The organism is Paenibacillus arenosi, from assembly GCF_014841135.1.
GTDB classification, from domain to species: Bacteria; Bacillota; Bacilli; order Paenibacillales; family Paenibacillaceae; genus Paenibacillus_B; species Paenibacillus_B arenosi.
This window is the reverse complement of sequence record NZ_JACYTN010000003.1, coordinates 506,164-521,099: the sequence shown is the minus strand read 5'-3', so window position 1 is coordinate 521,099 and position 14,936 is coordinate 506,164. Positions and strand designations below refer to the sequence as shown.

Here is a 14,936-nt window from a genome sequence, read left to right as displayed (position 1 = left end):
GTTTGTTGTGCGCATTTTTCCTTGCTTGCACAAAAAAACAACGGCATAGGGAACTTCACCATGCCGTTTTAGATAATATTTTCTTTTAAGATTTAGTTTATGAGTTTAACTTAATGACATTGCCCCTAGGGGTGCCCTTTTAGCCTAAACTCGCAGCGTTTAGCTATTGATATCGTGTCGAATTAATCTTCCAACTCTACTTTAAGGACTTTACCTGTCTCAGCACTTACGTACACCGTAGCATCGTCGCCCTTTTTCACATCAATTTCTACTTCATATACATACTCATACACATGATTGCGGAACTTTTTCTCAAGCTCAACATCTTCAACTTTACCGGTTACTTGAGACAATGCTATTTTCTTTGCTTGCTCTTTGGTAATGTTCACTTTGCTTGTGGGTACGTTTTTCTTCTCATCACGATCATCGCGGTCATCATTATCATCATCGTCGTTATCATCACGATCGTCACGATCGTTATAGTCATCGTCGTTTTTGAAGTTCTTTTTAAAATCTTTTTCCCAAGTCACATGAGCTGTCGTTGCATCGATAATCACTTCATCTTCTTTATCTTTACGGTTCTCGAACTCAACATGATAAACGAGACGGCCATTGATTTTCTCCAATTCGATTTCATCAATTTTAGCATCCTTGTACAAACCTTTAGCGATTATCTTCGCTTGTGCGAGAGATAGTTTTACTTCATTTTGATTAGCTACTTGCACAGCTCTTGCCTTCGATTGGTCATTGTTATCCGCCATGACTACGGAACCAAATCCTACGCCACCTACTAATACTGCTCCTGCAACTGTTGCTACTACCCAATTTTTCATTTTGTTTTCCTCCTAATAATGTATCATTTGATTTTTTATTTCTTAATCTGCACTTATCTTCATTTGGCTCCAAGATGCTGCCGTAAGTTCTTGTTGTTCTTTCCTATGACCTTATATTAACCCTGCTAAATGAGAACACATGGATAGAAAGATGAGAAATTGATGAGAAATAAGCTATAAAAGATGAGATGCTCTATCACGATTGCAATAACTCTGTAAAGGTTGTTCGCTCATTCCTAAACCCGAACATACAAAAAAGACACCTCCTGGGGAAAGGTGCCTCTTGTCTGTCCTACTAATGATATAAAAACAATCGTAATGACCTACATCGTACTAGCTAGCTATAGCTGTTTACGTAGATATTTCATCTGACAGAACACATCGAATACTACAAGTTACTCTTAATCTTCGTCACCATCATCGTCGTTATCATCATCTTGATCATCATCGCTGTCGTCATTATCGTCGTCATCATTATCATCGTTGTCGTCGTCTTGATCATCGTTATCATCATAACCATCGCGGTCACCGTCTTGATCATCATTATCATCATCGTTGTCATCGCGATCATCATCGTCATTGTCATCATCGTCATCATTCAATTTGAAATCTTTTTCGAAAGTAACACTTCCCGTATCTGCATCAATGTAAATCTCATCTTCTTTATCTTTACGATTTTCGAATTCTACATGGTAAACGAGACGGCCATTTTTCTTCTCCAACTCGATTTCATCGATCTTGCCGCCGTTATACACTTGCTTCGCAATCTGCTTTGCCAACGTTAACGAAATTCGAACTTCATTCTTTTTAGAGGTTTGCACAACCTTAGCTTGCTTATTATCGTGATCTGCACTTACTACACTACCAAACCCAAGACCAAGTCCACTTACCACTAACGCACCTGCCACTGAAGTCGCAATCCATTTTTTCATTTTACAATTCCTCCTTGAAAGTTGAATTTTCGTTATGCTTTCTGCTGTTCTTGCTTACATCCTTATCATAGATGTCGAAAATGAGAAGAAAACAATAGCAAAATGAGAAATTGCTGAGAATTTAGGACAACAAAAAAACCTGCCCCGTGTAAAAACAGGAAGCAGGCTTATACCATCTTCTTATTTTTTTCCTAACGTTACTTTCCTCTCAACTACTTTACCATTAACTCGCTGTTTCACCTTCACCTTAATCGTTTTACCCGGCAATACACCTTTTAGCGCCTCATTCACATCAACAATCGTTTGAACAGGCTGACCGTTTACAGCGAGTAATTTGTCTCCTTTACTCAAACCTGCCTTTTTGGCATTCGCCGCTTTTACCTCTGTAATCGTTAATCCTTCTTTCGTCGGCAATCCATAAGAGGCAGCCCAACTCTCTTCTAACATAATCCCAATCGAAGCTCTTCTCACCTTGCTATGTTGAAGCATCTCAGTTACTACCCATCTCACCGTATCTGCAGGCACAGCGAATCCAAGCGTATCTACATCCTCACCGAATGCCTTCAACGTATTTACGCCAATTACTTCACCACGTAAATTAACAAGCGGCCCACCACTATTACCTGGATTAATCGCTGCATCTGTTTGCAAATATCGATAGGGCTCATCAATATTGCGATCCATTCCACTTACAATTCCTGCACTGACACTATTTCGCAGCTTCACTTGTAGAGGGACTCCGAAAGCAATAACCGTTTCACCAAGCTCTACTTTCATGCTGTTGGAAGCCAGTTTCAATGTCTTCAAGTTCTTCGCGTTTATTTTAACAAGAGCAATATCTGTCTCTATATCTACAAGAGACTTCACTACATCGTACTTCTTCCCATCCTGAAAAATAACTTTTGCATCTTTGAGCCCTTTTACCACATGTGCATTTGTAACGATCCAACCATCACTGCGAATGACAAAGCCACTCCCAAATCCTAATGCATCCCGCGGATCTCCCACTTCTTCTAACAGCAATGGATCTTGTCCAATAATCATAACTACCGCAGGGTTCACCTGTTTTACTAGATTCGGAATCACATTCGATGATACCTTCGCTAAAGCAGCAGAAGATTGTGCAGCTCCCACAGAATGAGGCGCTACCGTTGCAGTTACAGCTATTACTAACGTTATTATCATCGTGAATAATGGCAAACTTCTTATTCTTTTCAAAACCAACACTCCCACCATACATATAATCATATTCTCAAATCTATTATAAACGTTCTCCTCCGTTCAAAAATAAAAAAACCCTTTGACGATAATCATCAAAGAGTTCAACACCATCCAACGTCTATGAATTGGTCCCCACTTGACCGAATTCTTCTATACACATGCATTAGACTACTTCCTAATTGCCCCTACACTACTTTAAAAAAGCGAAATAAGGTGGAGGCGTAATTCCAAGATATCCGCATACCATAACGATATCTGCAAGCACAAATGTAAGCAAGCTTACGGCAGCAAACCCCAGTGCAAATAAGTTACGGGGACGTTGCTTCACTTGTCTAATCAGTGCCCAGAACAAAATTAAAGTAAATGCGATCATAAATACATCGAACCAATCAAAGGCGACTTTGCCTGCCTCACCTGCAGCTATTAACATGGTGGACCTCCCTTTATGCAAAGAGTTTACCTATCTTATCCCATGTTATATTTATCCATTCTATCTTGCAACATAAATGTTGGAAATCAAACTAGATTGTCACCATTTAGTCACATTTCGAAGTGACATGTAAGTTATCTCGTGACTATATTTATGACCTACACTGATTAGCAGCATTAATCATTTAGTTCGTAAAACACTAAGATATACAGGATATACGTCTGCTCGTTATTTCAAAAATATATTTCCAACGAGATGTAACATCACTTATCCTTTCGAAATCCTATGGAAGCAGTTCAATCTCATCATAAGAACGAATCATGACATGTGCTGAAGCGGGCTTTTGTTGAAAGTGGCCATCCTCATCAATGAAAATATGCATCGCACAGCCCGCGCTTGCACTCATCTCCATATCCCCGGTTGAGTCTCCAATAACGACAACGTCCTTCGGTTCCAAGCCAAGCTCCTCACAAGCCAAATACACCATATCCGGGTATGGCTTGCCATGTGACACACAATCATCCCCAACTACACTTTCAAAATGCTGACGAATTCCCATCTTGGTCAAATGATCTTGAGAAGGTCCTTTATCATCTGCGGTAACAACACCGAGCTTCAAGTCAAGTTCTTTGCAGCGCTCTAAAAAAGTCACAACTCCACGCACAGGCTCAATATGAGCGTTTAATACATTGTCTGCATTTGCATGCTCAAATACGTTCGTCGCACGACGCACCGCATCATTCCAAGGCACACCAGCACGGTATAAGTAATAAGCTGCGATACCTATCATCTGTGAAGGAGAACCCATCGCCAGCGGGCCAAAGCGGTCATGAGATAGCACGTGACGACCTTCATCAAGATCAACGCCTAGCAAGTATCCGGGACCTTCAGGAAGTTCTGCCCCTTCGAGTCGCAACTCCCTCTCCAAACCATCTAGTACAGTCTCTGCCCAACGTCCCCATAAACTTATAAACTGCAATAATGTACCGTCCTTGTCTAACAATACACCTTTTACTTGCACGCGATTGCCGCCAACACTTAATTCTGCCATCTCTCTCACCCTTTATTCTGTAGTCATTACACGGGTATTTCGTCTATACTACGTGTTCGACATAAGCAGTGCATTTCCTTCCAAAAATCGCCTTCCTTAGATAACAGCTTAATACGCTTGCGTACCTAAAATGTAATAGGAAAACTAAACTAAAATCTTAAATCGCTAGCTAGTTTGCAAACAGCTCATAAGATGGTACAAGCGCAGCCATCATCTGTAGGCATATTAAAAAGTGCGATGCAATCAGGAAAGGTTGCAATACTACGCCCTTCCCTGTTACATCGCACTTACCTTCCTACCTCTGCTATAACTACCCTTAATTAAGCCTTACGTTGAACTGCCAACTTCTTCACCTTCATCAACTTGCTGACCTTCCAACTCGATTGTACGCTCACGATCCCGCTCCATAACCGGCTGCAAATACTGTCCCGTATAAGACTCCTTCACTTGAACGACTTGTTCCGGTGTACCTTGTGCGACGATCATACCACCGCCGCTTCCGCCCTCTGGACCAAGGTCAATCATATAGTCAGCTGTCTTGATTACATCCAAGTTATGTTCAATAACAAGCACACTTTCACCTGACTCAACCAGACGATGCAGCACTTCCAATAATCGATCGATATCCGCCACATGCAGACCGGTAGTCGGCTCGTCCAAAATATACAGCGTCTTGCCTGTACTGCGACGATACAGCTCAGAAGCAAGCTTCACGCGCTGTGCCTCACCACCAGATAATGTTGTAGCAGGCTGTCCCAATTTCATATAGCCTATCCCAACATCGAACAGTGTTTGCAGCTTACGATGGATGCGAGGAACGTTCTGGAAGAAGACAACCGAATCCTCAATTGTCATGTCCAAAATGTCAGCAATGTTTTTGCCTTTGTACTTCACGTCCAACGTTTCACGATTGTAACGCTTGCCTTTACATATTTCACAAGGTACGTACACATCCGGCAGGAAGTGCATCTCAATCTTAATAATTCCGTCCCCGCGACAAGCCTCACAACGTCCGCCCTTCACGTTAAAGCTGAAGCGGCCTTTTTTATAGCCGCGAATCTTCGCTTCGTTCGTTGTCGCGAACAAGTCACGAATATCGTCAAAGACACCCGTATACGTTGCTGGGTTGGAACGTGGCGTACGTCCAATCGGTGACTGATCAATATCGATAACCTTCTCAATATGCTCAAGACCTCGAATTTCACGATGTGCACCTGGACGAACTTTTGCCTTATGCAGATCACGCGCTAACGTCTTATAAAGAATTTCATTAATGAGTGTAGACTTACCTGAACCAGATACTCCTGTCACAGCTGTAAAGACACCAAGAGGGATCTTCACATTAACGTTACGCAAGTTATTTTCCTTCGCACCGCGAATCTCAAGCCAACGATCATCGGTTTGACGGCGCTGCAACGGTACAGGAATAAATTTGCGGCCGCTCAAATACGCGCCTGTCAAAGATTGCTCATCCTGCATCACTTCCTGCGGTGTACCTTGCGATACAACCATACCACCGTGAATACCCGCTCCAGGGCCAATATCAATAATATAGTCAGCAGCAAGCATCGTGTCTTCATCATGTTCAACGACAATGAGGGTATTACCCAAATTGCGCATATGCTCTAGCGTGCGAATCAAACGATCGTTATCACGTTGATGAAGCCCGATACTTGGCTCGTCTAGAATGTACAATACACCCATAAGGCTGGAACCTATTTGTGTGGCAAGACGAATCCGCTGAGCCTCACCACCTGACAATGTGCCAGCTGCACGATTTAGCGTCAAATATTGAAGGCCGACATTTACTAAGAAACCAAGGCGAGAATTAATTTCCTTCAAAATGAGGTTCGCAATCAGCAATTCCTTATCTGTAAGTGTCAACGACTCAAACCATTGCTGTGCTTCACCAATCGACAATGCTGTCACGAATGCCATGTTCTGATCGTTAATCGTAACCGCTAGACTTTCTTTGCGTAGACGGTGACCTTTACAACCGCCGCATGGCTTCGCACTCATAAATCCTTCTATAAATTCGCGGATGCCTTCAGAAGCTGTCTCGCGATAGCGGCGCTCTAGATTATGAATAACGCCTTCAAACGTAACTTGAGCTTCCTTGCGATGTCCGAAGTCATTTTCATAAACGAATCGAATCTTCTCAGCTCCTGTGCCATGAAGAATCTTCGTCATATGCTCAGGCTCCAGTTGTGAAACCGGAATGTCTGTCGGGATAGAATAGTGCTCGCAAACAGCACGAAGAAATTGTGGATAATAGTTCGACGTACTTCCCGCCCAAGCTTCAAATGCCCCATCATCAATCGATTTATCTCGATCCGGTACGAGCAGCTCAGCATCAACAATCATTTTCTGTCCCAGCCCATCACAATCAGAGCAAGCACCGAAAGGACTGTTAAATGAGAACATGCGCGGTGCCAACTCATCGATGCTAAATCCACACTCTGGGCAAGCTAGGTTCGAACTAAATACAAGCTCTTCCTGATCGATAATATCAACGATAAGCTTGCCCCCGGACAAGTTCAACGCAGTTTCAATGGAATCTGCAAGTCGTGCTTCAATATCGTCCTTTACAACGATACGGTCAACAACCACTTCGATATTATGCTTCTTGTTCTTCTCTAACTCAATCGTATCAGACACTTCACGTATTTCTCCGTCAACACGGATACGAACGAAACCTTGTTTTTGAATATCAGCAAACACAGACTTATGCTCACCTTTACGCCCTGAAACGATAGGGGCAAGCAATTGCAGCTTAGTCCGTTCTGGATAAGCCATAATTCGATCAACCATCTGCTCAACCGTCTGAGATGTAATCTCAATACCGTGATCTGGACAGTGTGGACGACCAATCCGTGCAAATAGTAGACGAAGGTAGTCATAAATCTCCGTTACCGTTCCTACTGTAGAACGAGGATTACGGCTAGTTGTCTTCTGATCGATAGAAATGGCTGGCGAAAGCCCATCAATCGAATCTACATCCGGCTTCTCCATTTGTCCAAGAAATTGACGTGCATAGGCAGACAAAGACTCTACATAACGGCGCTGCCCTTCCGCATAAATCGTATCGAATGCCAAAGACGACTTACCAGACCCACTCAAACCCGTCAACACAACGAACTTATCACGCGGGATCGTGACGTCAATATTTTTTAAGTTGTGGGCTCTTGCCCCTTTTATGACGATATTCTCACTAGCCAACTTACACCCTCCGCTCTAGGTTCACGCGAACCACAATTTCAAGCTTCTATATCATTCAAGTAGAACGAAATATCCGTTCTTACCTATTCACAACTTCGTTATTACTTAATCCATTGCACGCAATTCCAACAATGCATCACGCAGTTCCGCAGCACGTTCGAACTGCAAGTTCTTCGCAGCTTCTTTCATATCCTGCTCTAAGCGCTCAATGACAGCATGGCGATCCTTCTTCGACATCTTCTCGATAGGCTTGTTTGTAGTGTACTCTTCCTTCGATTCAGCAGCCTTCGTCGCTTCGATCACATCCCGCACTTTCTTGCGGATCGTTTGCGGCGTAATACCGTGCTTCTCATTGTATGCGATTTGAATCGTACGACGTCGTGCCGTTTCTTTAAGTGCCTTATCCATCGAATCCGTAATCTTATCACCATACATGATTACGAATCCGTCCGCATTACGTGCCGCACGCCCAATCGTCTGAATGAGCGATCGTTCCGCACGCAGGAAGCCTTCCTTATCTGCATCGAGAATGGCCACCAATGATACCTCTGGCAAGTCCAATCCTTCTCTCAGCAAGTTAATGCCCACCAATACATCAACAACACCGAGACGCAGATCACGCAGAATCATCATCCGCTCTAACGTCTTTATATCCGAATGCAAATATTTAACCTTGATTCCTATCTCTTTCAAATACTCGCTCAAGTCCTCTGACATCTTCTTCGTCAACGTTGTAACGAGTACACGCTCATCCTTATCAATGCGCGCGCGTATTTCTCCAATAAGATCATCGATCTGTCCCTTCGTAGGACGAACCTCGATAACAGGATCAAGCAATCCTGTTGGACGAATAATCTGCTGTACCATCTCTGGTGTATGCTCTAACTCAAATGGTCCTGGCGTCGCCGAAATAAATAAAGATTGGCTCACTTTACCTTCGAATTCCTCAAACCTAAGTGGTCGATTGTCCAGCGCAGACGGCAAACGGAAGCCATGCTCCACTAGAACGGTCTTCCTTGCTCTGTCACCATTGTACATACCTCGAATTTGCGGAAGCGTTACATGTGACTCATCGACAACAACAACAAAGTCATCAGGGAAGTAATCCAACAAGGTGTATGGCGTTGCACCAGGCTCACGAAACGTAAGCGGACCCGAATAGTTCTCAATACCAGAACAGAAGCCCATCTCCTGCATCATCTCAATATCATAACGCGTACGCTGTTCAAGACGCTGAGCTTCCAGCAACTTATTCTCGCTGCGCAGCAATTGCAGACGCTCTTCCAATTCACGCTCGATATTAACAAGCGCCACCTTCATCGTTTCTGAAGCTGTAACGAAGTGAGATGCTGGGAATATCGCCACATGAACACGTTCGCCAATAATTTCACCCGTAAGCACATCAATTTCGGTAATGCGCTCAATCTCATCTCCAAACAACTCTACTCGAATAGCCTGCTCTCCCTTTGATGCTGGGAAAATCTCTATTACATCGCCTCTAACACGGAATGTTCCGCGTACGAAGTTCAAGTCATTGCGCTTATATTGAATATCCACCAACTTCGACAGGATTTCATTACGTGAGCGTTCCATACCCTTTCGTATAGAAAATACCAGATTTCCGTATTCAATTGGAGAACCTAAACCATAAATACAAGATACACTCGCCACAATAATAACATCCCGACGCTCAAATAGAGCTGACGTTGCAGAGTGACGCAGCTTATCAATCTCTTCATTAATACTTGAATCTTTCTCAATATACGTATCCGATGATGGAATGTAGGCTTCAGGCTGGAAGTAATCATAGTAACTTACGAAGTATTCCACTGCATTGTTAGGGAAAAATTCCTTGAACTCGCTGCACAACTGAGCAGCCAATGTCTTATTATGTGCGATGACAAGTGTAGGTCGATTGAGCTTGGCAATCGTGTGAGCAATCGTAAATGTCTTACCCGTACCTGTTGCACCAAGCAGCGTTTGATATCGCTTCCCCTCATGGACGCCCTTTACCAGCTCTTCAATCGCCTGCGGCTGGTCTCCTTGGGGGTTAAAATCCGATACTAACTCAAACGACTTCGAACTCATCTGAATATGTTCCATACTCGCTTATCACCGCACCCTTCATCATTAATCCTAATCTAATATAGCCTTGCTTCTAGGTCTAGAGATTCATTTCCCTCAGCCACCTTCATTATGCTAAAGTTTCGCTTCCGAACACCCGATATATGAAACAGTATAGCCCTATCACAACAGCAAATATCAATGCTCAACAGCTATATTTGAAATGAACTTATTTATTAGTAATCTATCATCGCTTACATATGTTAAAATAAGAATGTTTGTTCCCTTTTATTATACTCCTAACACGGTTTGGATGCAAATGGGAACTTCATTTTAGGAGGATATAATTTATGGACAAAACGACGATAATCGGAATTGCCGCTGGGCTCATCGCACTTATCGGTGGATTTATTATGGAAGGCGGACATTTGAGCGGTTTGTGGGAAAGTACAGCAGCTATCATCGTATTTGGCGGTACGATTGCCGCAGTCGTGGTTAGCTTCCCAGCCAATCGTTTGCGCACGATACCTGATGCGTTGAAGATGGCTTTCACACAGCCTAAATCTGAGATGCCTCAACTAATTGATGATATGGTTGCCATGGCTACGCAAGCGCGTCGAGAAGGTGTACTCGTTCTGGAAGACGCAGCACACAAACACAATAATCCCTTCCTGAAAGAAGGGCTGCTGCTCGTCGTTGACGGCACAGAAGCGGAAACGGTGAAAGAACTGACCGACTTAGATATCGACGCTATTGAACAAAAGCACGAAGGCTATGCCAAAATTTTCGAAGCTGCGGGTGGATATGCTCCAACGATGGGGATTATCGGTACGGTCATGGGTCTTATTCACGTACTGAGCAGCTTGAATGACCCTGCCAACCTTGGACCTGCCATTGCAGTTGCATTTACAGCAACTTTGTACGGGGTAGCGACAGCCAATGTCATCTACTTACCGGTATGCTCCAAGATCAAAATTCGCAGCAGTCAAATCATTCGAGAAATGGAAATGATCCAATACGGTATTCTCTCTATTCAAGCAGGTGAAAATCCAAAGATCATCCGCAAAAAGCTTAGTTCCTTTATGCTAACCGAAACCTCTCATCAACCGTTAGCTCGTATGCCAGAAATGAAGCGGGGGATGAAGGTTGAGACGCAGAAGTAGGAGGCGCGGACAAGCCTCAGCAGTGGAAAATCAAGAAAGATGGCTCATCACCTATGCCGACCTGATTACACTACTTATGATTTTCTTTGTCGTTATGTATGCGATGAGTCAGGTTGACTTAACGAAATATGAATCTCTATCCTCCACCCTTTCATCTACTTTTAGTGATGGTGGAGGCACAGGCCCACTTCCTGACGGAAGCGGTATTTTAGAAGGTGCCCACACGAAGCCGGGAGAAACAGGCGGATTAGAAACGAAGGTGGATGGGGGCTCTGGCGACCAAAACACAGACAATCGCGACGGCAAGCAGTCAGCATCGAACCAAGGCGTTATGATCGGTCAAATTACGCAGCAAGATTTGGCTTTCCGCAAGCAAGAGCAGCAGCTTCAAGACACGATGAAGAAGATCCAGCAATATATCGATGAAAATGATTTGCAAAATTCCATCAGCGTCAACGATGTTCCTAAAGGAATCGAAATTCGCCTAAGTGACCGACTATTATTCAGTCTCGGACAATCCGAGCTGACTGCTCAAGCAGAGCCGACACTTAAAAAGCTCGCTTCCCTGTTCAGTCAACTTGACTCTATGATTAGTATTGAAGGACATACAGACAATTTACCATTTGCATCAGGCAGCCGTTACAAAGATAACTGGGAGCTGTCAGCTGAACGCGCCCTGTCTGTGCTTCGTTTCTTTATTACTGAGCATAACTTAAAGACGGAACAATTCCAGATCGCAGGTTACGGAGATACACGACCTGTAGCTACTAACGATACGCTAGAAGGAAGACAAAAAAATAGACGTGTAGAAATTATCATTCTACGAAACGTCATGCGCCCAACTTCATAATGGTATAACCAACATCGCACCGGGGATAACCCTAGGTGCTTTTTTCTTCCATTTTTTATATTACACACAATTTATCCACATTTTCACACAACTTATTCACATATGCTTTTTGGTTATACACATTATCCACTTACTTATACACAAACATTGAATAACTTCTGTGTATATTCCATGAAAGCACTTTCTTATCCACAAAAATGCCCTGATTCCTTATTGGAGTCAGGACATAAATGACACTATTAACAGCTTATTAAGAATTAGTAAGAAAATTAAGAAAGCATTTGTTCTTCCGAAGCTTGCTCGAGCCGTTTATTGGATTTTCTCCACGGAGATAAGAACAACTGGCGTACAGATAACGGCTTCATTGCAGCTACATAAGATACGTTGTCATCTGGAGCTAATAGAACACCTAATTGATGATGCTCATCCGCATACATAGCACGTTGTACGAATTTCACGTCCCCGTTCCCATTTAACACTTCAAGCTTACAAAAGGCCGCATTTGCGCGCAAAGCCTGATGCAATGCTTCTTTCGTATGAACAGGAATACCATTGACTTTCGAAATAATTTCTCCCGGCTGGAGCTTCAACTCTTCCGCTGGGCTTCCAGGCAGCACCGCTTGAATAAGCAACCCTCGCTTGTCATGCGTATAGATCGGGCTTCGCCCTAACTCCTCGCTGCGGCTTTGATAAACAAGCCATTCATGCATCGCTATAGCTACTAGCGCTCCAATCGGAGCTAACGGATACCACCAGTTGGATAGCAATGCTGCTGCCAGCAATGCTGCCGCATACATATACAACCTGGATGCTGTTACTTTTGCTTTATCTTGCGGTAAATACGTATAGGTCATATCGCTAAATCCAATGACAATTGGCAAAGCAGCGAACGCCCATCCCGAAGTTCCAAGCCCTTCAGTAAACAAAGGAATCCAAGGTAGTGTTAATCCATCGTCTGCAGGAACGAGCAGCAACAAGGGCATCGGCCAGAACATGTTCATCTGATAGCCACCTACGATGCGACCACGCTTACTATCCATATAGAAAGGACTTGCAAAGCGTGCTGCTTGCTTACGCACAAGCCAAGCTTCCGCTCCATGAACGAGCGCAATAATGACGAGCAAGCCTGCGGCATTCATATCTCTGAGATCCGTCACCCACGATGCTATCCACCCTGCTGGCTGCCAATCTGGCATAAGCCGCAATATAAGCTGCAGAAGCACCAGTGCTCCACCTGCATAAGCGAGACAGATCCAACGTACACGAAACAGTACAAGTACAAAAGTTATCATCCAAAGTAATATCATGACAGAGCTAGGAATGACTGCACCAAGCCCTACAGCTGCAATGCTGACAATGATTCCAGCAACTAGTCCCCCAAGCCACGCCCTCCATGTCTGCTCAAGCCAGCTCCGCATCTTAACTGCATATAACCGACGCTCCAACAGCATTTGACGACGATATTGTATCGCTATAAATACAATTGCTAACCAATAAAATGGATTCAACAACCCTAATAGGATTGCTTGAGCGATTCGAGTACCGAATGCAACGACGAGGTCCACATCTTTCGCCCCTTCCTTATCTGACAACCTTTTAACCTTATCATATAAAATAAACGAACTGCTACCAACCAAACAAAAAAGAGAAGGCACAAGCCGAAGCCTGCAGCCTTCTCTTTATTCGACAACGACTAGCGGATTTCCTTCTGTACCGCTTTAATTGCAGCATCCAATTGTGCATCGTTCTTCGGATCACGAATCGCTTTAATAACCGCTTGTTCCAACTTTTCCGCAGTCAGCTTATTCACTTCTCCCGTCACCGGGACACTATGATCACGCTGGAATTTCTCTACAGCCACTTTCGTATCAGGCGAGAAGTAACCATCTACTCGATCAACCGGATAGCCAATACCCTTTAAAATGTGTTGAACGTTCGCCACATCTGCGGATGTCAAATTAAGCTTCAATGTTTTATCTTTTGGAATAGGCGCTGCTTGGAAGTAGCTTGGCTGGGCTACCTTCACATCAGGTTCAATTCCTTTTTCATGTATCCACTTACCATCCGGTGTCAGCCATTTCGCAATCGTAAGCTTGATAAGATCCCCATCATTTTTGGATACAAGATGACTTGATTGCACCGTACCTTTGCCAAAAGTGTTATCCCCTACAAGGATAGCACCAGCCGACTCTTGCAAAGCAGCTGCCATAATTTCCGACGCGCTAGCGCTACCTTTATTCGTTAGCACCGCAATCGGATATGGTTTCACATCTTTCGCACCTTTGGACTTGTATACATCCCGCTTCTTATCTCTATACTCTATTTGCAAAATAGGCTTACCAACTGGAACAAAGTGCTCTGTCATTTGCTTAACCGTATCCAGCACTCCACCCGGATTGTTTCGAACATCGATAATAAGCCCTTTCATTTGCTTCGCTTCAAGCTCTTTAAGAGCCTTCTCGAAGCGTTCCGCTGTATTAGCAGAATATTGACGAAGTTCAATATAACCGATGTTACCTTCCAACATCGATGGATATACCGTCTCTAAGTCTACCTTGTCCCGCTTAATTTGGAATACCATAACTTGCTCATGACCAGGTCGCTTCACCTCAAGCTTAACGGTAGAACCTTTAGGACCGCGGATTTTGCTAACCGCTTCCGTCAACGTTTTGCCATCAAGACTTTCGCCATCAACCGTTAGGAGTACATCCTTAGGCTGCAAGCCTGCTTTCTCAGCTGGAGAGTTCTTGATTGGAGAGACGACCGTCACCGCACCATTATCTAAAGAAACTTCAGCCCCGATTCCTGTAAACTCTCCCTCCACACTTTCATTGAAGGAAGTAGCTTCACTTCTTCTCATATAAGTGGAGTAAGGATCTTTTAATACAGCAAACATTCCGTCCAACGCACCGGACAATAACTTTTCCCGTTCAACTGGCTCTATATAATTGCTCTCAATAGTATGAAGCACAGAGTTAAGCTTCTGCATCTGCTGCGATGAGAACCCCGTACCTGTTGCATTCACATGGCCGGAAAGAGCCGGTACGTTCATCACAGCCACCGTCAGTAGGCTGCTCAACACGATTGCGCTGCCTACCATAAGCGCTACTGTCCGTCCTTTGAATGACATCTGCTCACCGCCTTCATGAATTAGAGCTTGTAATATGCTCCAC

The 14,936-nt window shown here is 43.9% G+C and carries 11 protein-coding genes; 2 read left to right on the top strand and 9 right to left on the bottom strand.

The genetic code is table 11. The features are described 5' to 3' along the window. Positions 1 to 182: 182 nt before the first annotated feature. The 7 genes from IFO66_RS08210 to uvrB form a co-directional block, all read right to left on the bottom strand. Positions 183 to 833 (bottom strand): PepSY domain-containing protein, encoded by a 651-nt coding sequence (locus IFO66_RS08210; protein ID WP_192024645.1) that lies wholly within the window; start codon positions 831 to 833, stop codon positions 183 to 185. A 401-nt stretch (positions 834 to 1,234) separates the two neighbouring features. Further along, the gene (locus IFO66_RS08205; protein ID WP_192024644.1) at positions 1,235 to 1,765 is read right to left on the bottom strand and encodes a PepSY domain-containing protein; all 531 of its coding nucleotides are present in this window, start codon (positions 1,763 to 1,765) and stop codon (positions 1,235 to 1,237) included. A gap of 180 nt (positions 1,766 to 1,945) precedes the next feature. After that, entirely contained in the window at positions 1,946 to 2,983 is a 1,038-nt protein-coding gene (locus IFO66_RS08200) for a S1C family serine protease (RefSeq protein ID WP_192024643.1), read from the bottom strand. A gap of 193 nt (positions 2,984 to 3,176) precedes the next feature. Then, positions 3,177 to 3,416 carry a hypothetical protein gene (locus IFO66_RS08195; protein WP_192024642.1) on the bottom strand — a complete coding sequence of 80 codons (240 nt, stop codon included), beginning with the start codon at positions 3,414 to 3,416 and terminating at the stop codon, positions 3,177 to 3,179. Between the two features lie 283 nt (positions 3,417 to 3,699). Then, positions 3,700 to 4,467, bottom strand: coding sequence for an HAD family hydrolase (locus IFO66_RS08190; RefSeq protein WP_192024641.1), 768 nt, complete (start codon positions 4,465 to 4,467; stop codon positions 3,700 to 3,702). A gap of 327 nt (positions 4,468 to 4,794) precedes the next feature. After that, positions 4,795 to 7,686, bottom strand: a complete 2,892-nt coding sequence (uvrA, locus tag IFO66_RS08185) for an excinuclease ABC subunit UvrA (protein WP_192024640.1) — start codon at positions 7,684 to 7,686, stop codon at positions 4,795 to 4,797. Between the two features lie 105 nt (positions 7,687 to 7,791). Beyond that, positions 7,792 to 9,789, bottom strand: a complete 1,998-nt coding sequence (uvrB, locus tag IFO66_RS08180) for an excinuclease ABC subunit UvrB (RefSeq protein WP_192024639.1) — start codon at positions 9,787 to 9,789, stop codon at positions 7,792 to 7,794. 311 nt (positions 9,790 to 10,100) lie between these two features. Between uvrB and IFO66_RS08175 the strand changes: the two genes are divergently transcribed. Together IFO66_RS08175 and IFO66_RS08170 are read left to right on the top strand one after the other, a co-directional pair. Then, a complete protein-coding gene (locus tag IFO66_RS08175) occupies positions 10,101 to 10,913 on the top strand; it encodes a flagellar motor protein (RefSeq protein WP_192024638.1) in 813 nt (270 codons plus the stop codon). Further along, positions 10,897 to 11,763, top strand: coding sequence for an OmpA/MotB family protein (locus tag IFO66_RS08170; RefSeq protein ID WP_192024637.1), 867 nt, complete (start codon positions 10,897 to 10,899; stop codon positions 11,761 to 11,763). The genes IFO66_RS08175 and IFO66_RS08170 overlap by 17 nt, the downstream gene beginning before the upstream one ends. Positions 11,764 to 12,032: 269 nt before the next feature. Here IFO66_RS08170 and IFO66_RS24210 read toward each other — a convergent pair whose 3' ends face one another. Together IFO66_RS24210 and IFO66_RS08160 are read right to left on the bottom strand one after the other, a co-directional pair. Further along, positions 12,033 to 13,328, bottom strand: coding sequence for a PDZ domain-containing protein (locus tag IFO66_RS24210; protein ID WP_192024636.1), 1,296 nt, complete (start codon positions 13,326 to 13,328; stop codon positions 12,033 to 12,035). 128 nt (positions 13,329 to 13,456) lie between these two features. Next, the gene (locus IFO66_RS08160) at positions 13,457 to 14,893 is read right to left on the bottom strand and encodes a S41 family peptidase (RefSeq protein ID WP_192024635.1); all 1,437 of its coding nucleotides are present in this window, start codon (positions 14,891 to 14,893) and stop codon (positions 13,457 to 13,459) included. Positions 14,894 to 14,936: the final 43 nt, after the last annotated feature.

What these genes read in the sequence shown, in the direction of transcription:
- IFO66_RS08205 (WP_192024644.1), bottom strand. Translation starts at nt 1,765, where the DNA reads ATGAAAAAATGGATTGCGACTTCAGTGGCAGGTGCGTTAGTGGTAAGT.
- uvrB (WP_192024639.1), bottom strand. Translation starts at nt 9,789, where the DNA reads ATGGAACATATTCAGATGAGTTCGAAGTCGTTTGAGTTAGTATCGGAT.
- IFO66_RS08210 (WP_192024645.1), bottom strand. Translation starts at nt 833, where the DNA reads ATGAAAAATTGGGTAGTAGCAACAGTTGCAGGAGCAGTATTAGTAGGT.
- IFO66_RS08175 (WP_192024638.1), top strand. Translation starts at nt 10,101, where the DNA reads ATGGACAAAACGACGATAATCGGAATTGCCGCTGGGCTCATCGCACTT.
- IFO66_RS08190 (WP_192024641.1), bottom strand. Translation starts at nt 4,467, where the DNA reads ATGGCAGAATTAAGTGTTGGCGGCAATCGCGTGCAAGTAAAAGGTGTA.
- IFO66_RS08160 (WP_192024635.1), bottom strand. Translation starts at nt 14,893, where the DNA reads ATGTCATTCAAAGGACGGACAGTAGCGCTTATGGTAGGCAGCGCAATC.
- IFO66_RS08195 (WP_192024642.1), bottom strand. Translation starts at nt 3,416, where the DNA reads ATGTTAATAGCTGCAGGTGAGGCAGGCAAAGTCGCCTTTGATTGGTTC.